Raw genomic sequence first — 26,224 nt, forward strand, 5'->3', positions numbered from 1 at the left:
GCGCACATTTAATAATTCTCTGAATTTCAGTGTGAAATAACGTAATTGAGGAAACACTCATCCACTCCGAAAATTAATCACATTCCCGTCTCTTCCGTCTGGGTGGTTTCTAAGGAGTTAACGATGCAAGCCTATTTTGAACAGATCGACAAAGTCCGTTATGAAGGTAGCCAAAGCAACAATTCCTTCGCCTTTCGTCACTACAACCCCGATCAGGAAATACTCGGTAAACGTATGGCGGACCACTTACGTTTTGCCGTCGCGTATTGGCACACGTTCTGCTGGAACGGCGCGGATATGTTCGGTGTTGGCTCTTTTTCCCGGCCGTGGCAGCAGTCGGGCGACGCGCTGGAGCTGGCGAAGCGCAAGGCGGATATCGCATTCGAATTTTTTCAAAAGCTCAGCGTGCCTTACTACTGCTTTCATGACGTCGATGTTGCGCCTGAAGGGAACTCACTGAAAGAGTATCTGCATAACTTTGCGGCCATTACTGATGTACTGGCGGAAAAACAACAGGATAGCGGTGTGAAGCTGCTGTGGGGCACCGCTAACTGTTTCACCCATCCCCGCTACGGCGCAGGCGCAGCCACCAATCCTGACCCAGACGTCTTTGCCTGGGCCGCCACGCAGGTGTTCACCGCCATGAACGCGACCCAAAAACTGGGTGGCGAAAACTATGTGCTGTGGGGCGGGCGTGAGGGATATGAAACCCTACTCAATACCGACCTGCGTCAGGAACGTGAACAGATTGGCCGCTTCATGCAGATGGTCGTCGAGCATAAACACAAAATCGGCTTTCAGGGCACGCTGCTCATCGAACCAAAGCCGCAGGAACCGACCAAACACCAATACGATTATGATGTTGCCACCGTTTATGGCTTCCTGAAGCAGTTTGGGCTGGAAAAAGAGATTAAAGTCAACGTGGAAGCCAACCACGCTACGCTGGCAGGCCATTCCTTCCACCATGAAATCGCCACCGCTGTCGCGCTGGGCGTTTTCGGATCCGTCGATGCAAACCGTGGCGACCCACAGCTTGGCTGGGACACCGATCAGTTCCCTAACAGCGTGGAAGAGAACGCGCTGATCATGTACGAAATTCTCAAAGCGGGTGGTTTCACAACGGGTGGCCTGAACTTTGATGCCAAAGTTCGCCGTCAGAGCACCGATCGCTATGACCTTTTCCACGCGCACATCGGTGCAATGGATACGATGGCACTGGCGCTCAAGGCTGCCGCCAGAATGATTGAAGATGATAAGCTCAATCAGTTGGTCGCTAAACGCTATGCGGGCTGGAACGGGGAACTGGGTCAGCAAATCCTGCAAGGTAAGGCCTCGCTGGAATCGCTTACCCGCTATGCGGAAAGCCACCAACTGGCACCGCAGCACCAGAGTGGTCAGCAGGAATTGCTGGAAAATCTGGTTAACCGCCATCTATTTGGCTAAAACGGTACGCTCATCTACGCCACACCTACTGCGACAGACTAAACCCTGTCGCAGAGGCTTATCAGGAGCCACTATGTATATCGGTATTGATCTGGGTACTTCCGGTGTGAAAGCCATCCTGCTGGATGAAGCAGGCGAGGTGGTTGCCAGCCATAGCGCCACGCTGAGCATTTCCCGCCCGCATCCGCTCTGGTCGGAGCAAGCGCCTGAAGACTGGTGGCAGGCAACCGACCAGGCATTACACGGGTTGGCGGCAGCACATAGCCTTCGTGCCGCGAAAGCGCTGGGGTTGACCGGGCAAATGCACGGAGCGACCTTGCTAGACGCTCGCCAGAACGTACTGCGGCCCGCGATTCTCTGGAATGACGGACGCAGCGCGGCTCAATGCCGAACGCTGGAACAGTTGGTACCAACATCACGTCAGATTACCGGCAACCTGATGATGCCGGGCTTTACCGCGCCCAAGCTGAAATGGGTGCAAGAAAATGAAAGTGATATCTTTCGCCAAATCGACAAAGTTCTGCTGCCGAAAGACTATCTCCGCTGGCGTCTGACAGGGGAATTTGCCAGCGATATGTCCGATGCGGCTGGAACGCTTTGGCTAGACGTTGCCAAAAGAGACTGGAGCGATACCCTGCTGGAAGCCTGCTCGCTGAGCCGCAAACATATGCCCACGCTGTATGAAGGCAGCCAGATTACCGGTTATCTGCGAGCTGACATCGCCAGCCGCTGGGGTATGGAGCCCGTCCCCGTCATTGCTGGCGGTGGGGATAACGCAGCAGGCGCGATTGGCGTCGGGCTGTATCAAACCGGTCAGGCGATGCTGTCTCTCGGCACATCCGGCGTTTACTTCGCCGTCAGCGACGGCTTTCTCAGCAACCCGCAGCATGCCGTCCACAGTTTCTGCCACGCATTGCCGAATACCTGGCACCTGATGTCCGTAATGCTAAGCGCCGCATCCTGCCTCGACTGGGTCGCCCGCCTGACGCACGCGGAGAGCGTTCCCGCGCTGTTGCAGGAAATCGCCTCAAAGCCGGCAGATGACACTATAACGCCAGTGTGGTTCTTGCCTTATCTTTCCGGAGAACGCACGCCGCACAATAATCCCGATGCCAAAGGCGCATTCTGGGGACTCACCCATCAGCACGGACGCCCGGAACTGGCAAAAGCGGTACTGGAAGGCGTGGGATTTGCGCTTGCTGACGGCATGGATGCACTGCATATGACGGGGCTCAAACCCGATAGCATTACGCTGATTGGCGGCGGCGCACGCAGCGCCTACTGGCGGCAAATGCTGGCAGATATCAGTGGTCAAACACTGGAGTACCGCACAGGAGGGGATGTCGGTCCTGCACTGGGTGCCGCACGTCTGGCGCAAATCGCCATGCATCCACACACGCCACTGGCAGACCTTCTACCACCGCTACCACTGGAACAGACCCATCAACCGGATCCCCAGCGTCACGCCGACTATGCCGAACGGAGGCGTACATTTAGAGCACTCTACCAAAGCTTATACTCTAAATAATTCGAGTTTCAGGCAGGCGGCAAGGGAAGGAATCCCGATGAGCTTACTCAGGTAAGTGATTCGGGTGACTGACTGAAGCCAACGCACATGCAACTTGAAGTATGACGAGTATAGTCCGCTGATGTAGCACCGTTTGTCCGGTACGCCGGACAAATCGTCAACTCACCCAACGACGCACATCGATTTTCTGTAGCGCCATCGAAAGCAGCAGGCTGGCCCCCAGCGCGATGGCGAAAACAGAGAAGATGTTGAGAACCGGATGAGTTGGCAACATCACATCATGCGTGCGCAGATAATGAATGATCAGCGCGTGGAAACCGTAAATCGCCAGCGAGTGGCGCGAAATAGTGGCAAAGCCCGGTAAAATCCGCTGGCTACCGTAATGCTTAAACACCACCAGAAGGCTGACCGCAGCCAGAAACACCAGCGGGCCACAGTAGATGTAAAACGTCTGGGTGAATGTATCGTTCAGTAATGTGTGGTGCTTCGTTCCCATCGCAATCAACGCGACACACGCAATGAAGAAGGGGATAGCCGCTAGCACGACTTTCTTTGGTACTTCCAGCACGCCCAACGCACGCCCCAGCGCGGCGTACAGCACATAGTAAAACGTATCGCCGTAAATATAGAGATTCACGGGCAGTAATTTAAACCCTTCAAATTCCACTCGCCCCGTATTGGGGTTAGCGACAACGGCCAGCAAGATAATCAAGACGGCTAAATATTTTCCCGATACCGGCTTGATGGTAATAAGTGGGGAAAGCAGATAAATCACGATAATCGCGTAGAAAAACCACAAGTGATAAAAGATCGGTTTTTGCAGCGCATGATGCAGTGAATTCAGGCCATTAATCGGCGTGAGCGTCGCAATATAGATCAGCGCGACCGTACTGTAGAAAAGCAGACATAAGCCGATACGCAGAAAATGCTTCTTCCCCGCTCGACGTTCACCAAAGAATAAATAGCCCGAGATCATGAAAAACAGCGGAACGCAGACGCGCGAGGCAGAATTCAGGATATTCGCCACATCCCAGTGCCCGTCGCCCGGCGTGCCACCCGCCGTAATATAGTACGTTGTGCTATGAATCAGAACGACCATCATGCAGGCCAGCGCCCGCAGGTTATCAATCCAGCCGATCTTATCCGTCATGCACAACCTCTTGAAAGCAAAGCGCTATTCAAAACAGCGTAGCCGTTGTTAAGCGCTGACACAATCGATTATTAACAACCAGCAACTATCCACAACCAGCGCTCAACAATCGGGAAAGTCTGAGTGATAAGGGCAGGTTCATACGGAAAACCCGCATGAATTTAAAGCGATGCGCGCTCACCCCGATGGCAAGCGCGCAGGATCTTACGGAGTATGGTGTTAGAACAGCCCCATCGACTTATCAGAGTAACTCACCAACAGGCACTTGGTTTGCTGATAGTGTTCCAGCATCATTTTATGGTTTTCACGCCCGATACCGGACTGCTTGTAACCTCCGAACGCCGCATGCGCCGGATAGGCATGATAGCAGTTGGTCCAAACGCGCCCAGCCTGAATACCGCGCCCCATCCGGTAGGCGATATTGCCGTTGCGGCTCCATACGCCAGCTCCCAGACCGTATTCCGTATCGTTGGCTATCTCCAGTGCGTCATCCATCGTTTTAAAGGTCGTGACTGCCAGCACCGGTCCGAAAATTTCCTCCTGGAAGACGCGCATACTGTTTTTACCGAACAGGATCGTCGGCTCCAGATAGTATCCTTCCGCCAGCCCACTCGGCATCGCTTTGCGCTGGCCGCCCGTGAGCACGCGTGCGCCCTCTTTCTTACCGATATCAATGTAGTTAAGGATGGTGTCAAGCTGGCCTGCGGACACCTGCGCCCCCATCATCGTTTTGCTATCCAGTGGGTTACCGATGCGGATAGCCTCAACGCGCTTGATTGCCCGTTCCATAAAGCGATCGTAGATAGATTCCTGCACCAGCGCGCGGCTCGGGCAGGTACAGACCTCGCCCTGATTGAAGGCAAACAGCGTGAAGCCTTCGAGCACTTTGTCAAAGAAGCTGTCTTCCTTGTCCATCACATCGGCAAAGAAGATGTTCGGCGATTTGCCGCCCAGTTCCAGCGTTACCGGCGTCACGTTCTGCGCCGCATAGCTCATGATCTGCTGGCCCACCTCGGTCGATCCGGTGAATGCCACTTTCGCAACGCGTTTCGATGTCGCCAGATATTCACCAATTTCGCTGCCCGATCCATTAACGACATTGATGACACCTGGTGGCAGCAGATCCTGAATCAGCTCCATCAAAATCAGCACTGACATCGGTGTCAGTTTGGCGGGTTTCAGCACAATACAGTTACCGGCAGCCAGCGCTGGTGCCATCTTCCAACAGGCCATTAGCAGCGGGAAGTTCCAGGGAATGATTTGCCCGACAACGCCGAGCGGCTCATGAAAATGATAGGCCACGGTATCGCCATCAATTTCGCTAATCCCTCCTTCTTGCGCACGGATACAGGCCGCGAAATAGCGAAAGTGGTCAATCGCCAGCGGTACGTCTGCCCCGCTGGTTTCGCGTATCGGTTTACCGTTATCCCAAGTTTCCACCTGCGCCAGCAGCTCAAGATTTTGCTCCATCCGGTCAGCGATTCGGTTAAGCACCAACGCGCGTTCCTGCACCGACAGGCCACCCCATTCTGCTTTTGCCTTGTGAGCGGCATCCAGCGCGTGGTCAATATCTCGCGTTGACGAACTGGCCACTTCACACAGCGGTTGGCCAGTTACTGGCGTCAAATTGACAAAATACTGACCAGCATCAGGTGGTACCCAAGCTCCGCCGATAAAATTGTCATAGCGTTTTTTCAGATTGAGAGAGCCATATTCGCCAGATGCGGATCGGCCTTCGAGATTATCGTGCGCCATTTCAGTCTCCTTTTCATTTCTGGGTGAGCGGCCATGCCGCAGTGAAAAAAAGAGGCAAACAGTAAGCAGTTAAATTAAGCCTATACGGGGTATGGGGTTAGCGACAGGATTCGGCCAGAGAAGAAGGCAACTCTTCGAGTTAACGCACAGTTTCTTGCGAGAAAAAGTCGCATCCCTTCAGGCACAGTGAGTTATACCCTAAATAATTCGAGTTTCAGGCAGGCGGCAAGAGAAGGCATCCCGATGAGCTTACTCAGGTAAGTGATTCGGGTGACTTAGCGCAGCCAACGCACATGCAACTTGAAGTATGACGGGTATAATACTTTTAATTTCCAGGGTTACTAACATGCAGGTATTTCAGGTGGAAGGGGTTCATTTACCAGCGGATGCCGCCCTTGAAGGCGCAACGCAACATTCAGTCTATCATCCCGATTCGCTGCATCAGCCACAGTCTGACTGGCTGGCGGAAGAGGTGCCCGTTGCGTTGGTTTATAACGGCATATCGCATGTCGTTATGATGGCCTCACCGAAGGAACTGGAGGAGTTCGCTCTCGGGTTTTCCTTATCTGAAGGCATTATTCAATCACCGGCTGATATCTACGGCATTGATGTACAGACCGCCTGTAACGGCATCGAAGTACAGATTGAGCTTTCGAGCCGACGCTTCGCTGGGCTAAAAGAACGCCGCCGGGCGATGGATGGCCGCACAGGCTGCGGCGTATGTGGCGTAGAGCAACTTGCGGAAATCGGCAAACCGATCGCGCCTCTGCCCTTCACGCAGACATTTTCCATTAGCAAACTTGAAAATGCACTGGTGCGGCTGCGCGATGTGCAGAAGATCGGTCAAGTGACGGGTTGCACCCACGCCGCAAGCTGGGTCGCGCCAGACGGCACGCTGTCCGGGGGGAGTGAGGACGTCGGCCGCCATGTCGCGCTGGATAAGCTGCTGGGTACCCGAGCGAAACAGGGGTGGCAGCAAGGCGCAGCGCTGGTTTCCAGCCGAGCCAGCTATGAGATGGTCCAAAAATCCGCCATGTGTGGCGTGGAAATCCTGTTTGCTGTCTCAGCGGCGACCTCGCTGGCCGTAGAGGTCGCACAGCGCTGTAACCTGACGCTGGTCGGTTTTTGTCGGCCGGGACATGCGACTATCTACACGCATCCACAGCGTCTGAGCACGTAAGAGACACCGCCAGCGCAGCGGCGTTTTGCAGGCGGCGGGTATAGATTAATTTGTTTTTACATAGTGCAATAACGACATAAGCGTTTGTTATCATGAAGTAAAGCAATCTGATTCATGCCACCCGTTCGAGAATAATCATTTTCAATATCATTTAATTAACTATAATGAAGGTATTGCTTACGCGGTACTAACAACACAGTGCCGTAACATTTTTTTTACCATGGAGATGCTAAACATGAGTTATTCACTGCCATCGCTGCCTTATGCTTATGACGCACTGGAACCGCATTTCGACAAAGAAACGATGGAAATTCACCATTCCAAACACCATCAGGCTTACGTCAATAATGCTAACGCCGCGCTGGAATCTCTGCCTGAACTGGCTGCATTGTCTGCTGAAGAGCTGATCGCTCAACTGGATAAAGTTCCTGCGGAAAAAAGAACAGCACTGCGTAACAACGCCGGTGGCCACGTTAACCACAGCCTGTTCTGGAAAGGCCTGAAAGTAGGCACGACGCTGACTGGCGATCTGAAAGCCGCCATCGAACGTGATTTCGGCAGCGTTGATGCGTTTAAAGAGAAATTTGAGCAAGCAGCAGCAACCCGCTTCGGTTCTGGCTGGGCGTGGCTGGTACTGAAAGACGACGGCAAACTGGCCGTCGTGTCTACTGCAAACCAAGACAGCCCGCTGATGGGTGAAGCCGTTTCTGGTGCGTCTGGCTACCCAATCGTCGGTCTGGACGTATGGGAGCACGCTTACTACCTGAAATATCAGAACCTTCGTCCAGCTTATGCTAAAGCATTCTGGAACGTGTTGAACTGGGACGAAGCCGCTGCTCGTTTCGCTAGCGCGAAAAAATAAAACCGTTGATTGCCTGATACCATCAGGCCTCTTCTGCGTTTGAGTATAAACTGGAATAACAGTCTGTTATTCCAGTTTTTTATTACATTAACCCCGAATCTTCTGTTCCTCTTCCCTCATGATTCCCCATCAGCACTCCCGGTTGAATAGCGGTGATATCACCTTGTTTACTCATATCTGCTCGTGCGCAGGCGCCAAGCCCGAAAAGCGGGCGACGCGTAAAGTTTCGGAGTAGAGTGCCGATATCTACTGCGGGTTTTTATCATGTTGTTTTGCAGGGATTGGCTTGGCACGCGGTAATCCGAGATGCTAACACCGCTAGTCAAGTGTGCATCAGGATAGTGAATTTGGCTTAATACGATATAGTGGTGGAATGGGATGGCTATAAATTTTGATAATCTAAAAGTCGGTAAAAAATTAGGATTAGGCTTTTTCCTGATTCTGCTGATGACCATGGTGATTGCCGGTGCGGGTATTATGCATATAGGCTCACTAAAAGACAGTATTGATAAAGTGAATCTAAGTAACAATATCAATGATGAAATTAATCAGGCTAAATATTACCGTGCATTATATGGTACCACCTATGATTCTGATAATATAAAAAAGAACGTTGAGCATATTGCCAACGTCAATAAACTCGCAGAAAAAGCAAAAGAATTTACCTGGTCTGAAAACGACGCAAAGAAAATAGCCAGCATTCCTACATTGATTGCTAGTTATCAAGAAAAACAAAAAAATTATATTAATGCAGTCAGTACCAAAGATGACGTTAGAAAAAGCTGGAATATTTCAACAACAGAAGCTCCCCTGCAACAGCTCAATGACCAATTAAAGACGGACAACAACAGCACGAATCTTCAATTATTACTTTCTGACCTGAACCAAAAATTAATTGCTGTTCGCTACCATGTTCGCGGTTTATTACTCTCGACCAACAAAGAGTCCGAAGAAAAACTGACGGATTCCATTAATGCGGCACAAACGTCATTAACCTTCCTGTATCAGAGCTTGTCTGCCGAACAACGTGAAACGCTGGCCCCAGTTCTGACAATCGTAAACAACTACGAAGAGCAGGTGTTGGCCTATATGCCGGCCTATGAGGAAGAAATGGCGCAAGCGAGGCAAATGCGGGTGGTTGCCGATCAGTTGAGCAGCGTTATCGCATCACTACTCAGCGATCAGTTAGCCGCTTCACAGGAAGATATTCGTAGCGCCACACTGCAAATGGGCATCACGGCGCTGATTACGCTACTGCTTGGTCTGCTGATTTCCTGGTTTATTTCACGTCAGATCACGACACCGCTTGGCAACACATTGAGCATGGCTGAGAAAATCGCGACAGGCGATCTCACCATGTCCATCAACACAACTCGTAAGGATGAGCTGGGTCAGTTGATGAGTGCAATGTCGAAAATGAATGACAACCTGCACAATATGATCGATGACATTCGCGTCGGCGTCAGCCAGATTTCTAACGCATCCAGCGAGATCGTCGCAGGCAACACGGACCTGTCATCACGTACCGAGCAACAGGCAGCCGCCGTTGAACAAACTGCCGCCAGCATGGAGCAGCTCACTGCGACAGTTAAGCAAAACGCAGACAACGCACACCACGCCAACAAGCTGGCAATCAGCGCGTCCCAGACCGCCAAACAAGGTGGCGAGCAGGTGAATAACGTGGTGCAAACCATGACCGCGATTGAGAGCAGCTCTAAGCGTATCGCGGAAATCACGTCCGTCATCAACAGCATCGCCTTCCAGACCAACATTCTGGCATTGAACGCTGCGGTGGAAGCCGCTCGTGCTGGTGAACAAGGCCGTGGTTTTGCTGTTGTCGCCAGCGAAGTCCGCAGTCTTGCCCAACGCAGTTCGCAGGCCGCGAAGGAAATTGAAGGCCTGATCTCTGAATCAGTTACTCAGGTATCACGCGGAGCGACGCTGGTTGGCAATGCCGGTAAAACGATGAATGATATCGTCACCTCTATCACGCAGGTGCATGACATCATGGGTGAAATTGCTACCGCATCGGATGAGCAAAGCCGCGGAATTAGCCAGGTTAGCCAGGCGATTGTTGAGATGGACAGCACCACGCAGCAGAACGCCGCGCTGGTTGAACAATCCTCTGCCGCTGCCGACTCGCTGGAAGAGCAGGCAAGACTGCTGAAGCAGGCGGTTTCCGTCTTCCGTCTGGCAAACTCGCAGCATGATGACACCCCAGCGGGTATCGCGTTTGCCGACCAAACGCATCGTCTGCACGCGCCGCGCTAATATCACCACTACAACGTACTAAAAACGACAAAGCCCCTGTTAAACAGGGGCTTCATCAACGAATCTATCACCAGCATCGGTCTGCGCAGAGAAGAAACCTTAGAACGGTTTCGGCGCGAAGCCTGTCATCTCTTTTAAATCCATCTCGCGCCCCAGAGCCGTCATCGGGTGCACTACCACCAAACCGCGAACGCTTTTCTTCAACGTCCCCATATCAGCTTGCTCTTTTTTAGTAATCGCACGTTTGAAAGGCAGGTTCGCCAGTTTCTGCGCTTCTTTGCTGAGCTTCTGTTCTCTCACGTTACGCAGGCGCTCAATTTCAGCCGTTAGCTTCTCGCAGGCCTCCAGATTGAGGGCGATTGCTTCAGCATCACCTTGTTCCAGCAGCGTGGTCTGCTTATGCGTCAGCTTATCCAATTGGTCGCTAAGGCGTTTGATCTCTGCTTTTTCCTGCTCTTTCATAAAAGATAACCTATATAACGGGAGAATAATGCGGGGCACAGCATACACTATACGCTAAATAATTCGAGTTGCGTGAAGGCGGGAACCGCACGCCCCCCGGAGCTTACTCGGGTAAGTGACTGCGTTGAGTAAGACCAGCCACACCTATGCCGCGTGAAGGATAGCAAGTATAAACGCCTGACATGATGCAGTGACGTAATAAAACAGAGTGGGATTAAAACGCCTTTTTCAGACTGATTTGCGCAATCAATGTGGTCAGGGATAGCACCAGCGTGGAACGCACCATCTGCTGATAACGCTGCCGCTGCATACTCACCAAAAGCGGATCGGCAGCGTCTGCCCCCGGCGGCAAGGCAGGCTCTGTAGGCAACGCCGCCACGCAGTGCAGCTCGCCGATAGGCCCCAGAATTTCATCATCGGTAAAACGGTAATGCCGATCGTCATGTGCTAGCTCTTCGCCCAGCGCCATTAACAGTTCCGCATCTTCATACTCTTTACGGCTGATCATTCCCAAGCCATAAATCAGTTTCAGGCGCACGGAAAGGTCGCCCAGCGGGCCCGTTCCCGTCATCAGGGGTTCAACGGCATATTTCACCGCATAATCATCCTTACGGAACACCTGCAACATCAGGATACTGACCGCTTCAGCCAGCAATTCGACGGCGCAGAGCATAAAATCGCGCACGGTCTTCCCTGAGTTCAGCGCTTCCAGAACCCGGTTTTCAAACGCCTGTGTTTCTTCCATCGTCACTTCTCGACCTTTTAACCCCGCCCACAGCATCCCCCATCTCGGCAGCATGCTTACCGGCAGGTGTGGCGACATCCTATCCCCGACGTCGCCCGTATACCTTACACCGTGTCGAAAAGACCACACCTGCCTGATGACGAGACACGCCGATTACTGCATGGCGTTATACACATTCACTGCTTGCGCGACAACCTCGCTGTCAGCATCCAGACCAGAAATCTGCACCAGCGCCGCCTGCGGCCCCAGAGTACGGATTAATTCAGCCAGTTCCAGCGCCTGCGGATCCTGTTCACTGCGATAATGCATCGCGGCGGCAATGCCGGTAATCAGGTTGTCATGCGGCAACTGGTATTCCAGCGTGCCGAGCAGCGGCTTGATCAGACGGTCGCCCGCACTCAGCTTGCGCAGCGGCTGACGGCCAACGCGCTCTACGTCATCGTGCAGATGCGGGTTTTCAAAGCGGCTGAGAATCTTGTTGATATAGGCAGCGTGCTTCTCTGCATCAAAACCGTAGCGTTTGATGAGTACCGCACCGCTCTCTTCCATTGCGCCTTTAACCACGGCTCTGACTTTCGGGTCGAGAATCGCATCACGAATCGTTTGATGACGCGCCTGCTGGCCGAGGTAGGCCGTAATCGCATGGCCAGTGTTCAGCGTGAAGAGCTTACGCTCGACAAACGCCATCAGGTTGTCGGTCAGTTCCATACCGGGAATCGCTGGCGGTTCACCGCAGAACTGGGTTTTATCGACAATCCATTCGCTGAAGGTTTCTACCGTCACCGCCAGCACATCATCGCTACCCGCTTCGGAAGGGGGAACAATGCGATCCACGGCGGAATCCACGAATCCGACATGCTCAACAACCCATTCCTGATGGCCTTCCGGCAGCAGTTTCAACACATGCTGTTTTAACTGGCTGGTGCCACGCACCATATTTTCACAGGCAATAATGTTCAACGGCCGGGTATTGCCGTCGTTATGACGCTTAACCAGCCCCTGAGCGATAGTTCCGGCGATTTTTTCCAGAATCTGCGGCCCCACAGCGGTCGTCACCAGGTCGGCCACGGCAATCAGCGCGACAGCATCCTGGCTGCCGCTGTGAACGGCGCTAACGTTGCTAACGGTATCAACCTGCGTGTTATCACCGACAATCCGCACCGTATAGCTTGTACGGCTGTTCAGGGCATCCAACAGCGGTTGATTGACGTCAGCGAATGTCAGTTCGACGTTGGCATCAGCCAACAATTTTCCAATAAACCCACGGCCAATATTACCCGCGCCAAAGTGTAATGCTTTCATGAGACATAACCTTAAAAAAACATAAAAAGAGGCCGCCCGCAGGCGGCCCTAGCCACATCAATTAGGCACTCTTTTTACCGGAGAGTAAGTCGAGTACTTCCTGAACATCCTGGGTTTGTGCCAGACGTTCAATGACGGCATCATCATCCAGCGCGTTGGTCAGACTGGTGATGACCTGAATATGTTCGTTGTTGCGAGCGGCAATACCGATAACCAGACGCGCAACCTCATCTTCTTCATCGCCAAAGCGAACGCCTTCAGGATATTGGCAGAAGACAACGCCCGTTTTCAGCACGCGGTCTTTCGCTTCAATCGTGCCGTGCGGCACAGCAATCGACTCGCCCAGATAGGTGGAGGTCAGCTTTTCACGTTCCAACATCGCTTCAACATACGCAGGCTCGACATAGCCGCCTTTCACCAGTTGCTCACCGGCGAAACGGATTGCCTGCTCTTTGTCTGTCGCATGCTGATTCAGGAACACATTGCCTGCACCCAGTTGGAACAGGTTAGTCGGTGCGTCGGCTACAGCAGCAGGTGCTGGCGTCACGACGGCTTCAGACTTCACGGCACCCTGTGCTGCGGTAAGACGTGCTACCAGATCGCTATACAGACCGCTATCAAGGAAGTTAGTCAGAGAAATGTGCTGTGCCTGCGGCGCATGACGCATCGCACGTTCGGTCAGATCTCGGTGCGTAATCACCAGATCGACATCGTCCGGCAGACTATTGATCGCGCTGTTAGTCACCGAAATGTTGGTCAGCCCGGCATCCTGAACTTTCTTGCGCAGCACACCCGCACCCATCGCGCTGGAACCCATACCGGCGTCACACGCTACGATGATTTTACGCACGGTGCTCATATCACCGCTGACACCAGCGTTAGTCGCCGTGCCTTTAGAAGACGCTTTCATTTCCTGCATGCGGCGCGTTGCATCGCCCAGGTCTTCTTCTTTTTGCTTGGTGCTTTTCAGCAGAATCGCCGACACAAGGAAGGACACCGCGAAAGCCGCTGCGATGGCCGCGAGGTTAGCGAAGTAAGCGCCTTTTGGCGTCATCGCCAGCACCGCCAGAATGGAACCTGGAGACGCAGGAGAAACCAAACCGCCGCCCAGCACGCTCAGCGTAAACACGCCGGTCATCCCACCCAGAATCACCGCAATAATCAGACGCGGATTCATCAGCACATAAGGGAAGTAGATTTCGTGAATCCCGCCCAGGAAGTGGATAATCGCCGCACCTGGTGCTGACTCTTTCGCGTTACCACGACCGAAGAACATGTAAGCCATCAGCACGCCCATACCCGGGCCTGGGTTCGCTTCGATCAAGAAGAAAATAGACTTGCCGGTTTCCGTCGCCTGCTGAATGCCCAGCGGTGAGAAGATACCGTGGTTAATGGCGTTGTTCAGGAACAGGATTTTCGCCGGTTCAACGAAGATGGACGTAAGCGGCAGCAGGTTGTTCTGTACCATCAGGTTAACGCCGGAAGCCAGCACCTGAGAGAAGACTTCAACCAGCGGACCAATTGCCAAAAACGACAGAATTGCCAACAACATACCGATGATACCGGCAGAGAAGTTGTTGACCAGCATTTCAAAGCCGCTCTTGATTTTACCGTCGACCATGCGGTCAAAACGTTTGATCGTCCAGCCGCCCAACGGGCCCACAATCATGGCACCGAGGAACATCGGGATATCCGTCCCGACGATCACACCCATCGTCGTAATGGCACCCACCACACCGCCACGCTCACCGAATACCAGACGTCCGCCGGTATAACCAATCAGCAATGGCAGCAAATAGGTAATCATCGGACCGACGAGCTTCGCCAATGTTTCATTGGGGAACCAGCCGGTAGGGATAAACAGCGCGGTAATAATACCCCAGGCGATAAATGCGCCAATGTTGGGCATCACCATATTACTGAGGAAGCGACCAAAGTTTTGCACCTTGATCTTAATATCTGGTGAAAGCATAAAAACACACCCCTATTGAAACGCGCTGACAATAAGAGCGCGTGGTAATTATCGTGAGACGGCGTGGCAATAAAAACACCGATTACCACAAGAAGACTTCCGTCATTATTACTGTATGCAGCGCGGACTCTAACACGCTGTTTTCATACCGCAACTCCATGGCGGTAACGTGACAAAAATCACACAACCACCCTACATCAACGATACAAATAGGTGATTTACTTCACAAAAAACCGTTAAAAATGAAAAACTAAACAGATTTTTAGACAAACACCGCGCCTTATATGTGACTTGAATCACACTTTAAAGCCCTGTATTTGTTTTATTTATGTGATGTTAATCACAATTTATTTTTGCCTTCTCACCAGCCACACACATCTTATCCAGAATGCCTCTCTGCCCTATCGCATCGCTAAAGCGTCGGGGCCGACACGGCTAGGGATAATTCACGCCAGTTATTCCTCTGAGCGCATTCATTAAATTCTGCTGCTGTAGAGGTAGCGCTGCCACCATGCTGTTATATTGCGCCACCTGTTGCGGCGTACGGAATTGCACAGACGCGCCATTAAACACAGCCTGATCGCCCTGAGCCTGAAGGAAATCGCCGATCTGAATCAGGCTTTGTGCGAAGGCAATCGCATTCGGAATGGCGGGTAACAGCGCGTTGGTGGGCTGTATTACCGTGCGTGCATACAACCGCTCATAGGGTATCTGCACCTCTTCGGGCTGTTTTAGCAGCCGGTGGGCGTTGTCCGCCTGCACTTTCGCCGCCTGCACATGCTGGCTCAACAGGTTCATTGCCCCGATGGATTGGCGAAGGTCGTCACGCTGCGTCAGATAGTCTTTAGGGACGCGAATGCGGGAAATTTGCCCCAGCATCGGCGTCAAACTGCCGGACACCGCCTGATTAAACTGCTGAGAAAAGGTGGTTAAAATCGCGTAATCGTTGGTGAAATTGCCAAAACTCTTCTTCTGCTCTTCCGTCAATGTCGGTAATTTCCCATCCTGCTGCGACTGCACGCTTTGCAGGAACGCAACGAATGCCTTCCGCTGATCGGCTTCGCTGTCACCACAGGCAGCCAACTGCAATGCCGCCAGAATAACCAGAACTGGCAATAGCCAGCGTGAACGGTACGTCATCAGCCTTCTCATTCCCTACTCCTGTTATGCTTACTGCCCCGCCAGCCGTGCTTTACTCAGACAAAAACACGCTGACGACGGATTTTCCATGACAAGATTTTCTACGACATAAGCATAGTCGAATCAGGCTGGCTGTGCAGAAAAAGGCCAGGTCTGACAACGAATACCGATTGTTTAAGCATCGAGAGACGCGGGACGACCATCGGATTTTACCAACGGGGTAGTCAGTCGATACGGATCGAAACCGTAGGGTAAGGCGGGACGTTTTGCGACGCGGAAAAAAATAACCCCCGAACGGGCGAACCGACTCGGGGGTTGGGATTACGTAATGCTATTGTCGTTATTGCAGGACGGAGATATCTGCAACCTGCAAGAACAGCTCACGCAGTTGGCTCAGCAGCGTCAGGCGGTTCACTCGAACCTGCTCATCTTCCGCCATGACCATCACCTGATCGAAGAACGCATCGACAGGCTCACGCAGTGAGGCCAGCTCAACCAACGCTTCCTGATAGCGACCTTCAGCGAACAGCGGCGTCAGTTTGTCGCGCAGCACGACAAGGTGCGTAGCCAGCGTAATTTCTGCCGCGTCTTTCAATACGGCAGCATTGACGCTCTCATTCAGCGTATCGGTAGACTTCGCCAGAATGTTGGAAACGCGCTTGTTAGCCGCTGCCAGCGCCGCTGCGGCATCCAGCGAACGGAAGTGGCTGACGGCTTTCACGCGGGCATCGAAATCAGCCGGACGGGTAGGACGACGCGCCAATACCGCCTGAATGGTATCCACGCTGTGGCCCTCTTCCTGATACCAGGCACGGAAACGACCGAGCATAAACTCAATCACGTCATCCACAACCTTGGCATTAGACAGCTTATCGCCATACAAACGCACCGCTTCTTCGGCCAGCGTCTGCAAATCCAGCGGCAGACGTTTTTCGACGATGATGCGCAGCACACCGAGGGCGGCACGACGCAGCGCAAACGGGTCTTTGTCGCCTTTAGGATGTTGGCCGATACCAAAAATCCCTGCCAGCGAATCCATTTTGTCGGCAATCGCCAGCGCACACGCCACCGCAGAAGACGGCAGTTCATCACCCGCAAAGCGCGGCTGATACTGCTCATTCAGCGCAACGGCAACATCTTCCGCTTCGCCATCATGACGCGCATAGTGCATCCCCATCACGCCCTGCGTGTCGGTGAATTCGAACACCATGTTGGTCATCAGGTCACACTTGGACAGCAGACCCGCACGCGTCGCGTGATTCACATCAGCACCAATCTGACCAGCAACCCAGCCAGCCAACGCCTGAATACGATCAGTTTTGTCGCGCAATGAACCTAACTGCTGCTGGAACAAGACGGTTTCCAGACGCGGCAGATGATCTTCCAAACGCTTCTTACGGTCGGTATTGAAGAAGAATTCGGCGTCAGCCAGACGCGGGCGCACCACTTTTTCGTTACCGGAAATAATCTGCTGTGGATCTTTGGATTCGATATTGGCAACAAAGATGAAGTTTGGTAGCAGATTGCCGCTGTTGTCGTAAACCGGGAAATACTTCTGGTCACCTTTCATGGTGTAAACCAGCGCTTCGGACGGCACAGCGAGGAATTTTTCTTCAAATTTCGCAGTCAGCACCACTGGCCATTCCACCAGCGAAGTGACTTCTTCCAGCAGGCTCTCGCTCAGATCGGCATTGCCGCCAATCTTGCGTGCAGCTTCTTCTGCATCAGCTTTGATTTTAGCTTTACGCGTATCGTAGTCGGCGACGACTTTACCGCGCTCCAGCAAAATCTGCGGATACTGTTCGGCGTTATCGATCGTAAATTCAGATTCGCCCATAAAACGGTGACCGCGAATAGTACGAGCAGAATTGATACCCAATACCTGACCGGGGATCAGTTCTTCACCCAGCAGCATGGTTACCGTGTGCACCGGACGCACAAACTGCGTTTCTTTGTCGCTCCAGCGCATCAATTTTGGAATCGGCAGCTTCGATAATGCGGTGCTTACCATGCCAGCCAGCAGCGCCTGTGCCTGTTCGCCTTTCGCGTGGGCACGATACAGCAGCCATTCGCCTTTGTCGGTCGTCAAACGTTCAGCTTGCTCAACGGTGATACCACAGCCACGCGCCCAGCCTTCTGCCGCTTTGGTTGGTTTGCCTTCAGCATCAAACGCTTGTGAAATCGCCGGACCACGTTTTTCTACTTCACGATCGGGCTGAGAAGCGCTTAAGCGTGCCACTTTCAGCGCCAGACGGCGCGGTGCAGCAAACCAGCTTACGTCACCGTGTGCCAGATTGGCGGCATCCAGCTCCGCCGTGAAATTAGCGGCAAAGGATTCTGCCAGATTACGGAGAGCCTTCGGCGGCAGCTCTTCCGTGCCAATTTCCACCAGAAAAGTCTTGTCAGTCATGGCTGCCTCTTAGCTCTCTTTCTTATTACACATCGGGAAACCTAGCGCCTCACGCGAGGCATAGTAGGCTTCCGCAACCGCTTTGGTCAGGGTACGAATACGCAAAATGTAGCGCTGGCGTTCGGTAACCGAGATCGCTTTACGCGCATCCAGCAGGTTAAAGCTGTGCGCCGCTTTCAGAATGCGTTCGTAAGCCGGTAAAGGCAGAGGTTTTTCCAGCGCCAGCAGGTGCTGCGCTTCTTTCTCATATTGCTCGAAGCAGCTGAACAGGAAATCGACATCGGCGTGTTCAAAGTTGTAGGTCGATTGCTCGACTTCATTTTGATGGAACACGTCGCCGTAGGTGGTTTTCCCTAACGGGCCATCGCTCCAGACCAGATCGTAAACGCTATCAACGCCCTGAATGTACATCGCCAGACGTTCCAGACCGTAGGTGATCTCACCGGTCACTGGTTTACACTCCAAACCGCCAACCTGCTGGAAGTAGGTAAACTGCGTGACTTCCATACCGTTCAACCAGACTTCCCAGCCCAGGCCCCATGCGCCCAGCGTTGGGTTTTCCCAGTTGTCTTCCACGAAGCGGATATCGTGAATGGTCGGATCCATGCCCAGTTCTTTCAGAGAACCGAGATACAGCTCCTGAATATTTTCCGGTGATGGCTTAATGACGACCTGAAACTGGTAATAGTGCTGTAAGCGGTTCGGGTTTTCGCCGTAGCGCCCATCGGTCGGACGACGAGAAGGCTGCACGTAGGCGGCAGCCATCGGCTCCGGTCCCAGTGCCCGCAGGCAGGTCATAGGGTGTGAAGTGCCTGCGCCGACTTCCATGTCCAATGGTTGAACAATGGTGCAGCCCTGGCGAGCCCAATAATCCTGTAACGTCAGGATCAGGCCCTGGAAGGTCTTGGTATCAAACTTTTGCATGTTGGATTCGCGCGCGATACAAGTGGATTTATAAGGAATTCGCCAGTATACCCTCTGACCGCAAGATATACAGCCAGAATGCGGCAACAAGTGCAAATCCCCGCCATCATCTTTCAAATTTCAGGATCAGCCTGAAAAAACGGTCTGCAACATCTTCAGGCTCAGCAGCAACAGCAGCGCGGCAAAGGCCTTTTTCAACGTCGCCACAGGCAGACGGTGTGCCAGACGAGCCCCAACGGGCGCAGTGAAGAAGCTGACAGCAGAAATCAAGAGAACAGCGGGCAGAGAGACATAGCCGACGCTGTAGTCAGGCAACCCAGTCGATGACCAGCCGTTAATCATGTAGCCCAGCGCGCCGGAAAGGGCAATGGGTAACCCGACCGCCGCCGATGTGCCAATCGCCTGCTGAATACGGACGTTACACCACGTCAGGAATGGCACAGTGAGTGACCCGCCGCCGATAGCCACCAGCGCCGAAATACTGCCAATCACCAATCCTGCCATCGAAACGCCTGCCGTACCGGGCAACTGGCGCTGCGGTTTTGGTTTGATATTCAGCACCATTTGCAGCGCAACGTAGGCCATAAAACAGGAGAAAAAGATCGCCAGCGTCCGCGTCGGCAGCAGCGTCGCCAGCCAGGTGGCCGCGAATGTCCCTATCAGGATGGCAGGCGTAATCCGCACTACCACAGGCCAAAGCACCGCCTGATGTTGATGATGGGTACGTAGGCTGGAAATTGCTGTGACGACGATGGCCGCCATGGACGTTCCCAACGCCAGATGCACCAAATGCGTATTATCCACACCCTGCGCGGCAAACAGCGCCGTCAGCACTGGCACCATAATGCCACCGCCGCCAATGCCCAATAACCCCGCCATAAAACCTACCACCGCGCCTAATGCCAGATAGGCCGCTACCCACTCTACTGCCATTCCCTGTACCCCTGTCTCTGTCTATGCTTTTCTTATGATCGATTGAACAGCCTTTAGCTGTTGGCAAAACATTATTCATGATTCCGCGACGACTTTCTGCCCCATCCGCAAACGACCTTTCATATCTGCGAGCACGCCCGCAAAACACTGGTTGCATATACAGCGACATAAGTGCCATGATCGAATCCTACTTGCGACAGACCGCCTTACAATGAACGGCTCACCCTAATCAGGAGAAAGGTATGCAACGCTGCGGCTGGGTTACACAAGACACCTTATATCAGGATTACCACGATAACGAGTGGGGGAAGCCCTGCACAGACAGCCAGAAGCTGTTTGAGTTACTGTGTCTGGAGGGCCAGCAGGCAGGTCTTTCCTGGATCACCGTCCTGAAAAAACGCGAACACTATCGTCGTTGCTTCCACCAGTTCGATCCTGAGCAAGTGGCACAGATGACGCAGGATGACGTGGATCGGCTGGTGCAGGACAGCAGCATTATCCGCCATCGCGGGAAAATCGAGGCGATTATCACCAATGCAAAAGTGTGGGTGGCGATGGAAAGTCAGGGTGAGAGTTTCTCGCACTTCATTTGGTCTTTCGTCGAACACCAACCGCGTCTCAATCACCCCGCTTCACTCGCCGAGGTGCCAGCTAAAACAGACGTTTCGGATGCCATGTCCAAGGCCCTGAAGAAACGCGGCTTCAAATTTATCGGCTCAACCATCTGTTATGCCTTCATGCAGGCGGGTGGATTGGTCAATGACCATGTCACCGACTGCTTTTGTCATCAGGAAAGCACCTCATGATTCGACCTTACCGCGACCCCGATCTTGCCCCGCTGATGCAGCTTTGGCTAAAGAGCACCACGCTGGCGCATCCGTTTATTCGTGAAGATTATTGGCAAGAAAGTGCCAGCGCGGTACGTGAGATCTATATTCCCCAGTCGCAGACTTGGGTTTATGAGGAGCAGGGAAGCCTCATCGGCTTTATCAGCGTGCTGGAGGAACGGTTCATTGGCGCGCTGTTTGTGGAACAAGCCTATTATGGAAAGCAGATTGGCACAGCGCTGATCCAGCATGTTCAGGCACAGTACCCCTTACTCAGTCTGGAAGTGTATCAGCAGAATACGCGCGCCTGCCGGTTCTACCATAAGCAGGGGTTTGTCATCGTTGAGGAAAACGTCAATCAGGATACACAGGCCACCGCGCTGATCATGCAGTGGACAAACGAGGGAGCAGCCAATGCCACTCCCTCTGGTTCAATCGATCATCTCTGAGCCATCGACTCAGCGTGATATCAGAACGTTGTCCAGTTATCGTTCCCGTTATCCCGCGACGCGAGCGTCGGCAGGCGAGGCGCAGCTTTGTTGCCCGAATTCCCGTTGCCGGTGTTCGAACCTTGCAACCTTGGCAGACCGGCAACATCCGAATCGGATATGCGGAAAACCGACATCAGTTTTGCCAGCTTCGAGGCCTGTTCCTGCAACGAATTCGCTGCGGCAGAGGATTCGCTCACCATAGAGGCATTCTGTTGGATAGTGGTATCCATTTCGGCCACCGCGCTGCCGATTTGCGCAATACCGCGGCTCTGTTCATCCGATGCGGAGGAAATTTCGCCCATGATGTCATTCACGCGGCTCACGGAAGCCACAATGTCATCCATCGTCGTTCCCGCCTGAGAAACCAGCTCAGTTCCGGTATCGACGCGCGAAACCGATTCTGAGATCAGGCTTTCAATCTCTTTTGCTGCCTGTGAACTGCGCTGAGCAAGGCTACGAACTTCACTAGCGACTACCGCGAAACCTCGCCCTTGTTCACCGGCTCGGGCCGCTTCCACCGCCGCGTTCAATGCCAGAATATTGGTCTGGAACGCGATGCTATTAATGACCGTCGTGATATCAGAGATCTTTTTCGAACTCCCTGAAATATCGCTCATGGTGTTAATCACGCGGTTAATAATATCCCCGCCGCGGTTGGCGTTGGTTGAGGCTTCTCCGGCAATCTGACTAGCATGTCGGGCATTATCGGCGTTGTTCTTCACGGTAGCCGTTAACTCTTCCATGCTGGCTGCCGTTTCTACAATCGCCGCTGATTGCTGCTCGGTACGCGATGACAAATCATTATTACCCGATGCGATGTCAGAGGAAGCGCTCTCAACGCTGTACACGCTCTGACGAATATCAGTCATTAAATGACGTAATTTCTCCGTCATGACCATCATAGCTGTCGTTAATTGCCCCAGCTCATCATGACGTTCCACCGTGACATTCGCTGAAAGATCGCCACCCGCAATCCGTTCCGCCAGTTTCAGGTTGGTGATAATCGGTCGGGTAATTTGTCGAGTAACAGACCATGCGATCAATAAACCGAATACGATGGCAATCGCCCCTAAAATCAGCGTTTGCAGTACGGAGCTATTGATAATGTCATCATTCTTCGCACCGAGCTTTTGCAGAATACTGCCGATATCGCTCGTCATTCTGTCTCCGGTTGCCCGGAATTTAACATCTGTCGTTTTCAACTGCCCCAACCGCGCGTAGTACTGTTCTGCCGTTTGATGGTAGTTTTCAAATGCTTGCCAAAATGAATCCACTACGCGACGGCGATCGTCGCTGACCGACGAGGCTAATGCATCGTAGGATGTCTTAGATTCGGCATAGACCTGCTTCTGCGCGTTAAACGCCGCTTCACTATTCTCTCTTTGTAAGGTGTAGGTGCTGTTGACCAGTTTCAGGAACAGCAGCGAGAGGGCTTCCTTCTGCATAGACAACGCATTTTCATCCGCGCCGACAGAGAGATTGGTCATAAATGCCGTTAACGCATCGGAGGCATTCATCTGGCTGATTTTCTTTGCCGTCTCGACCACCGCGTTTGCGGCCGTTTTCATGGTATTCAGATCGGTATCATAATCTGCGAAATCTTGATCAAGTTTATTAAAATCAGACAGGTACTCTGTTTCCCACGTGAGTGCTTTCGCTTTTTCTTTTTGCTGGCTTGCCTGACTAATGTAGGTATTGAGATTCTTGATATTGTCATCCGCAAAGGTGAATGAATATTTTACCCTCGCCATTTTTGACTGATCGAGATAGTGATTCATTTCATTCAAAATTGTCGTTTTAACATACAGATCGTGGATGATAAAAAATCGTACAGCGCCAACGCCAGACGCGATCATGACCAACAACAGGACAATCCCGAAACCGCCGTACAGCTTATGAGAAACCTTGAGGTTACTCATAATTCTGGTAAAAAAATGCATTTCCGCCCCCATTAAAAAACCATGCCTAAAACATCCCCGTAGATAGGGTTATCGGTTTTTTACGGTAATGCTTTACCTGAAAACGAGTGATAATAATCACAAAGGAAATATATTAATCAATTAGCCATAAAGAAGCCTCGCGCCGCTCGCGGGGCACCCCACATGCGGCGGTGGCGCGTCTGTATGCGATCGTTCATCATCGCAATCGTGCAAATCCCCCATTAATCACGGTTAACCTTGGGCAGATGCGGGGGCAGTATCGCTTGCAGTCTCTCGCCAGCTACGCGATTATTCGATGAGCTATTTCTACGTTAACTTCCTTAATCTGCTGGAGTTTGTGATGAAACCTAGCGTTATCCTGTATAAAAAAATTGCTGACGACCTACGCGCTCGTTTAGACCAACACTTCACCGTCACTGAACTTGACGCCTTTCCCTCACTCGACCACCCTGCTCTGGCAACCGCTGAAGGCATCATTGGTTCCGGCGGTAAAGTCGATAAAGACTTCCTGCAACACGCCCCGCGTTTACGCGCAGCCTCCACCATTTCTGTCGGTTATGACACCTTTAACGTCGACGCGTTGAATGAAAAAGGGGTGATTCTCATGCACACCCCGACTGTGCTGACGGAAACGGTGGCGGATACCGTTCTGGCACTGATGCTCGCCAGCGCCCGCCGGGTCGTGGAAGTGGCCGAACGGGTCAAAGCAGGCGAATGGAAAGAAGGAGTCGGCAGCGACTGGTTTGGCACCGACGTTCACCATAAAACCATCGGTATTCTGGGGATGGGTCGCATTGGTCTGGCCGTCGCGCAGCGCGCCCACTTTGGTTTCAGCATGCCGGTTCTGTACAACGCACGCCGCCATCATGCCGAAGCGGAGCAGCGCTTTAATGCCCGTCACTGCGATCTCGATACGCTCTTGGCCGAGTCTGATTTCCTTTGTATCACGCTGCCGCTCACGGCAGAAACTCACCATCTCATTGGCCACGAACAGCTGGCAAAAATGAAACCCAGCGCCATTTTGATTAATATCGGTCGTGGTGCCGTTGTGGATGAAGACGCGCTGACGGAAGCTTTGGTGAAAGGAACAATTCAGGCCGCAGGGCTGGATGTTTTTGTCAAAGAACCGCTGCCCGTCGATTCTCCGCTGCTGGATTTACCTAACGTGGTGGCACTGCCACACATCGGTTCTGCCACGCACGAAACCCGTTACGGCATGGCCGCCTGCGCCGTTGACAACCTGATTGCCGCCCTGAGCGGTCAGGTAAAAGAAAACTGCGTTAATCCGCAGGTGTTGAAATAGCCTTAAGTCGTATATGACATAAGCGTTTGCTTGCAAAACGCCCTTCACGCTCCAGTCACGATGTTTGCTGCGTTTCTGGAGACGTGCGGGTCGGAACTTATGTAGAAAACCGATTTTTTAAATCTTACACACGCCCTGATAATGCATTGCCTGACCCATACGCGAGATAAGAGTATGGCCGAGGTTATTATCCCAATTGAAGCTGTTTTGCAGAACAACCACGGCAATACGATTCTGGCGATCTAACCCGATATAACTTGAATAACCGCCAATATATCCCACCTGATAGGTAATATGCTGCGTGCCGACCTCATCAGTAATCCAGGCAATATTGGCAGCCTGTTTGGTGCGGTTGTAATAGGTCTTCATTGAATCGTTTATAGCTTCGTCCAGCGCGTAATAACCCGTCGGATAAATATGTGCACGGGAAAATTTCAACAGGTCATTGGCACTGGTGTACAAACTGGCAGCGCCTACCATATTGGAAGAAAAGTGCCAGTCAGGTATCGGCTTACCGCGCATAATAAATTTGGGCTGATCGCCAGCGTGACCAATCGCTCGGTAGGGAAAGCGCGTTAATTTTTGTGGGGTAAAACTGGTGTTTTCCAGTCTGAGAGGTTCGATGATATTTTCATTCACCAACCGATCAATGGATTCCCCAGTTTTCAGCTGTAGGACATACCCCAGAATGGCATAGCCAAGATTTGAATACGTCGGCGTTGGATTCGTCGGTACCGTAAAGTCAGCCAAATAATCCAATACCCGATCGTCATCCAATAGCGTATAGAAGTTATTCCCGGTAAATAGATACTCGGCAAAAAGCCCCAGCATCTGCATATCCATCATCTGGCGAGGTAAGCCCGAAGTGTGGGTAACCAACTGTAGTAACGTGATCTTTTTTGCGCTGTCGCTTAAGAGAATATGACCAGGCAGGAGTTCTTCAAGCGTATTATCCCAGCGTAATACGCCTCGCTTTACCAGAATGCCCGTGGTTTCCGCCATAAATCCTTTACTCACCGACCCCACGGCAAACAGGGTATCGCCCGTAATGGGATAACGGTGATCGCTATCCGTAAAGCCATATCCCCAACTACGCATCGTTCCATCCGCAGTTAGCACCCCAACAACCAAGCCCGGTATCGCTTTTTGTTTAAGGAAAGGAACGGCCAGACGATCGACCTCGGCGGTTAAATCCTGATAGCAGGCAAGCCGCAGAACATCGGCATCCGATTCATCAATAGACATATTTGATAATGCACCACACCCTGAAAGCATCAATAATGCTGCCATGCACAGCGTAAATCGAAAGCGTAAACGCATAATAAAAATATCTTAAATTGACTATATGGGCGTTGAATTTTTTCGATCTTAAAAGGTTCATTCAAAAAGCACTATTAATATATTTCCCCCCACTTCACTCTGTTCCAATTTATTCGCGTTATTCCCTTTCTTTCTACCTAAAACTGGATAACCAATACCGGTATTGTTCTTTGCTGTTTCCTACCTCCTATGGAAGTATCGGCTGTAACGAGCGGTTAACGTCTTCTGCTGTATTCCCCCGTTTCAGGACGTAATCGATACGCATA

General features: G+C 52.3%; 20 protein-coding genes. 8 read left to right on the forward strand and 12 right to left on the reverse strand.

The annotated features are described in order from the left end of the window. The first annotated feature begins 123 nt into the window (after nucleotides 1-123). Both xylA and xylB read left to right on the forward strand, forming a co-directional pair. Nucleotides 124-1,443: a xylose isomerase gene (gene xylA, locus QWJ20_RS19150; protein WP_433993242.1), complete on the forward strand. Its 1,320-nt coding sequence runs from the start codon at nucleotides 124-126 to the stop codon at nucleotides 1,441-1,443. A gap of 73 nt (nucleotides 1,444-1,516) precedes the next feature. Then, nucleotides 1,517-2,971 (forward strand): xylulokinase, encoded by a 1,455-nt coding sequence (gene xylB, locus QWJ20_RS19155; RefSeq protein ID WP_433993243.1) that lies wholly within the window; start codon nucleotides 1,517-1,519, stop codon nucleotides 2,969-2,971. A gap of 157 nt (nucleotides 2,972-3,128) precedes the next feature. On the opposite strand, the gene QWJ20_RS19160 is transcribed toward xylB, so the two are convergent. Both QWJ20_RS19160 and exaC read right to left on the reverse strand, forming a co-directional pair. Beyond that, entirely contained in the window at nucleotides 3,129-4,121 is a 993-nt protein-coding gene (locus QWJ20_RS19160; protein WP_174870679.1) for an acyltransferase, read from the reverse strand. Nucleotides 4,122-4,340: 219 nt separating this feature from the next. Beyond that, nucleotides 4,341-5,876, reverse strand: a complete 1,536-nt coding sequence (exaC, locus tag QWJ20_RS19165; RefSeq protein ID WP_433993244.1) for an acetaldehyde dehydrogenase ExaC — start codon at nucleotides 5,874-5,876, stop codon at nucleotides 4,341-4,343. Between the two features lie 346 nt (nucleotides 5,877-6,222). On the opposite strand from exaC, the gene fdhD reads away from it, so the two are divergent. The 3 genes from fdhD (at nucleotide 6,223) to QWJ20_RS19180 (ending at nucleotide 10,189) form a co-directional block, all read left to right on the forward strand. Beyond that, nucleotides 6,223-7,056 carry a formate dehydrogenase accessory sulfurtransferase FdhD gene (fdhD, locus tag QWJ20_RS19170; protein WP_174866974.1) on the forward strand — a complete coding sequence of 278 codons (834 nt, stop codon included), beginning with the start codon at nucleotides 6,223-6,225 and terminating at the stop codon, nucleotides 7,054-7,056. A gap of 235 nt (nucleotides 7,057-7,291) precedes the next feature. Continuing rightward, a complete protein-coding gene (sodA, locus tag QWJ20_RS19175) occupies nucleotides 7,292-7,918 on the forward strand; it encodes a superoxide dismutase [Mn] (protein ID WP_095993198.1) in 627 nt (208 codons plus the stop codon). 378 nt (nucleotides 7,919-8,296) lie between these two features. Next, nucleotides 8,297-10,189 carry a methyl-accepting chemotaxis protein gene (locus tag QWJ20_RS19180; protein WP_433993245.1) on the forward strand — a complete coding sequence of 631 codons (1,893 nt, stop codon included), beginning with the start codon at nucleotides 8,297-8,299 and terminating at the stop codon, nucleotides 10,187-10,189. Between the two features lie 99 nt (nucleotides 10,190-10,288). Here QWJ20_RS19180 and QWJ20_RS19185 read toward each other — a convergent pair whose 3' ends face one another. The 8 genes from QWJ20_RS19185 to QWJ20_RS19220 all read right to left on the reverse strand — a co-directional run bounded on the left by QWJ20_RS19185 (nucleotide 10,289) and on the right by QWJ20_RS19220 (nucleotide 20,077). Further along, the gene (locus QWJ20_RS19185) at nucleotides 10,289-10,651 is read right to left on the reverse strand and encodes a YibL family ribosome-associated protein (protein ID WP_039483242.1); all 363 of its coding nucleotides are present in this window, start codon (nucleotides 10,649-10,651) and stop codon (nucleotides 10,289-10,291) included. Nucleotides 10,652-10,865: 214 nt separating this feature from the next. Then, a complete protein-coding gene (locus QWJ20_RS19190; RefSeq protein WP_141210017.1) occupies nucleotides 10,866-11,432 on the reverse strand; it encodes an MltR family transcriptional regulator in 567 nt (188 codons plus the stop codon). Nucleotides 11,433-11,549: 117 nt separating this feature from the next. Continuing rightward, nucleotides 11,550-12,698, reverse strand: a complete 1,149-nt coding sequence (locus QWJ20_RS19195; protein WP_174877813.1) for a mannitol-1-phosphate 5-dehydrogenase — start codon at nucleotides 12,696-12,698, stop codon at nucleotides 11,550-11,552. 61 nt (nucleotides 12,699-12,759) lie between these two features. Then, nucleotides 12,760-14,670 carry a PTS mannitol transporter subunit IICBA gene (locus QWJ20_RS19200; RefSeq protein WP_174877814.1) on the reverse strand — a complete coding sequence of 637 codons (1,911 nt, stop codon included), beginning with the start codon at nucleotides 14,668-14,670 and terminating at the stop codon, nucleotides 12,760-12,762. A gap of 435 nt (nucleotides 14,671-15,105) precedes the next feature. Then, a complete protein-coding gene (locus QWJ20_RS19205; protein WP_226301072.1) occupies nucleotides 15,106-15,822 on the reverse strand; it encodes a DUF3053 domain-containing protein in 717 nt (238 codons plus the stop codon). Nucleotides 15,823-16,150: 328 nt separating this feature from the next. Next, nucleotides 16,151-18,220 carry a glycine--tRNA ligase subunit beta gene (gene glyS, locus QWJ20_RS19210; protein ID WP_433993246.1) on the reverse strand — a complete coding sequence of 690 codons (2,070 nt, stop codon included), beginning with the start codon at nucleotides 18,218-18,220 and terminating at the stop codon, nucleotides 16,151-16,153. Nucleotides 18,221-18,229: 9 nt separating this feature from the next. Further along, a complete protein-coding gene (gene glyQ / locus QWJ20_RS19215) occupies nucleotides 18,230-19,144 on the reverse strand; it encodes a glycine--tRNA ligase subunit alpha (RefSeq protein WP_010296573.1) in 915 nt (304 codons plus the stop codon). Between the two features lie 126 nt (nucleotides 19,145-19,270). Continuing rightward, entirely contained in the window at nucleotides 19,271-20,077 is an 807-nt protein-coding gene (locus tag QWJ20_RS19220) for a sulfite exporter TauE/SafE family protein (RefSeq protein WP_433993247.1), read from the reverse strand. A 242-nt stretch (nucleotides 20,078-20,319) separates the two neighbouring features. Here QWJ20_RS19220 and QWJ20_RS19225 point away from each other — a divergent pair, with 242 nt between their 5' ends. Both QWJ20_RS19225 and QWJ20_RS19230 read left to right on the forward strand, forming a co-directional pair. Next, entirely contained in the window at nucleotides 20,320-20,883 is a 564-nt protein-coding gene (locus QWJ20_RS19225; protein WP_127156571.1) for a DNA-3-methyladenine glycosylase I, read from the forward strand. Beyond that, entirely contained in the window at nucleotides 20,880-21,353 is a 474-nt protein-coding gene (locus QWJ20_RS19230) for an N-acetyltransferase (RefSeq protein ID WP_174870152.1), read from the forward strand. Before QWJ20_RS19225 ends, QWJ20_RS19230 begins: the two co-directional genes overlap by 4 nt. A gap of 20 nt (nucleotides 21,354-21,373) precedes the next feature. Here the strand turns inward: QWJ20_RS19230 and QWJ20_RS19235 are convergent, their stop codons facing one another. Next, complete coding sequence (locus QWJ20_RS19235; RefSeq protein ID WP_174870687.1) at nucleotides 21,374-23,335, reverse strand: methyl-accepting chemotaxis protein; 1,962 nt, start codon at nucleotides 23,333-23,335, stop codon at nucleotides 21,374-21,376. Between the two features lie 340 nt (nucleotides 23,336-23,675). Here QWJ20_RS19235 and ghrB point away from each other — a divergent pair, with 340 nt between their 5' ends. After that, entirely contained in the window at nucleotides 23,676-24,638 is a 963-nt protein-coding gene (ghrB, locus tag QWJ20_RS19240; protein ID WP_433993282.1) for a glyoxylate/hydroxypyruvate reductase GhrB, read from the forward strand. Nucleotides 24,639-24,755: 117 nt separating this feature from the next. Here the strand turns inward: ghrB and QWJ20_RS19245 are convergent, their stop codons facing one another. Next, complete coding sequence (locus tag QWJ20_RS19245; RefSeq protein WP_433993248.1) at nucleotides 24,756-25,958, reverse strand: serine hydrolase; 1,203 nt, start codon at nucleotides 25,956-25,958, stop codon at nucleotides 24,756-24,758. Nucleotides 25,959-26,224: the final 266 nt, after the last annotated feature.

Source organism: Pectobacterium sp. S5 (assembly GCF_051707265.1).
Lineage (GTDB): Bacteria > Pseudomonadota > Gammaproteobacteria > Enterobacterales > Enterobacteriaceae > Pectobacterium > Pectobacterium polare.

Coding starts and splice junctions, on each gene's coding strand:
- xylA (WP_433993242.1), top strand. CDS start 124: ATGCAAGCCTATTTTGAACAGATCGACAAAGTCCGTTATGAAGGTAGC.
- xylB (WP_433993243.1), top strand. CDS start 1,517: ATGTATATCGGTATTGATCTGGGTACTTCCGGTGTGAAAGCCATCCTG.
- QWJ20_RS19160 (WP_174870679.1), bottom strand. CDS start 4,121: ATGACGGATAAGATCGGCTGGATTGATAACCTGCGGGCGCTGGCCTGC.
- exaC (WP_433993244.1), bottom strand. CDS start 5,876: ATGGCGCACGATAATCTCGAAGGCCGATCCGCATCTGGCGAATATGGC.
- fdhD (WP_174866974.1), top strand. CDS start 6,223: ATGCAGGTATTTCAGGTGGAAGGGGTTCATTTACCAGCGGATGCCGCC.
- sodA (WP_095993198.1), top strand. CDS start 7,292: ATGAGTTATTCACTGCCATCGCTGCCTTATGCTTATGACGCACTGGAA.
- QWJ20_RS19180 (WP_433993245.1), top strand. CDS start 8,297: ATGGCTATAAATTTTGATAATCTAAAAGTCGGTAAAAAATTAGGATTA.
- QWJ20_RS19185 (WP_039483242.1), bottom strand. CDS start 10,651: ATGAAAGAGCAGGAAAAAGCAGAGATCAAACGCCTTAGCGACCAATTG.
- QWJ20_RS19190 (WP_141210017.1), bottom strand. CDS start 11,432: ATGCTGTGGGCGGGGTTAAAAGGTCGAGAAGTGACGATGGAAGAAACA.
- QWJ20_RS19195 (WP_174877813.1), bottom strand. CDS start 12,698: ATGAAAGCATTACACTTTGGCGCGGGTAATATTGGCCGTGGGTTTATT.
- QWJ20_RS19200 (WP_174877814.1), bottom strand. CDS start 14,670: ATGCTTTCACCAGATATTAAGATCAAGGTGCAAAACTTTGGTCGCTTC.
- QWJ20_RS19205 (WP_226301072.1), bottom strand. CDS start 15,822: ATGAGAAGGCTGATGACGTACCGTTCACGCTGGCTATTGCCAGTTCTG.
- glyS (WP_433993246.1), bottom strand. CDS start 18,220: ATGACTGACAAGACTTTTCTGGTGGAAATTGGCACGGAAGAGCTGCCG.
- glyQ (WP_010296573.1), bottom strand. CDS start 19,144: ATGCAAAAGTTTGATACCAAGACCTTCCAGGGCCTGATCCTGACGTTA.
- QWJ20_RS19220 (WP_433993247.1), bottom strand. CDS start 20,077: ATGGCAGTAGAGTGGGTAGCGGCCTATCTGGCATTAGGCGCGGTGGTA.
- QWJ20_RS19225 (WP_127156571.1), top strand. CDS start 20,320: ATGCAACGCTGCGGCTGGGTTACACAAGACACCTTATATCAGGATTAC.
- QWJ20_RS19230 (WP_174870152.1), top strand. CDS start 20,880: ATGATTCGACCTTACCGCGACCCCGATCTTGCCCCGCTGATGCAGCTT.
- QWJ20_RS19235 (WP_174870687.1), bottom strand. CDS start 23,335: ATGCATTTTTTTACCAGAATTATGAGTAACCTCAAGGTTTCTCATAAG.
- ghrB (WP_433993282.1), top strand. CDS start 23,676: ATGAAACCTAGCGTTATCCTGTATAAAAAAATTGCTGACGACCTACGC.
- QWJ20_RS19245 (WP_433993248.1), bottom strand. CDS start 25,958: ATGCGTTTACGCTTTCGATTTACGCTGTGCATGGCAGCATTATTGATG.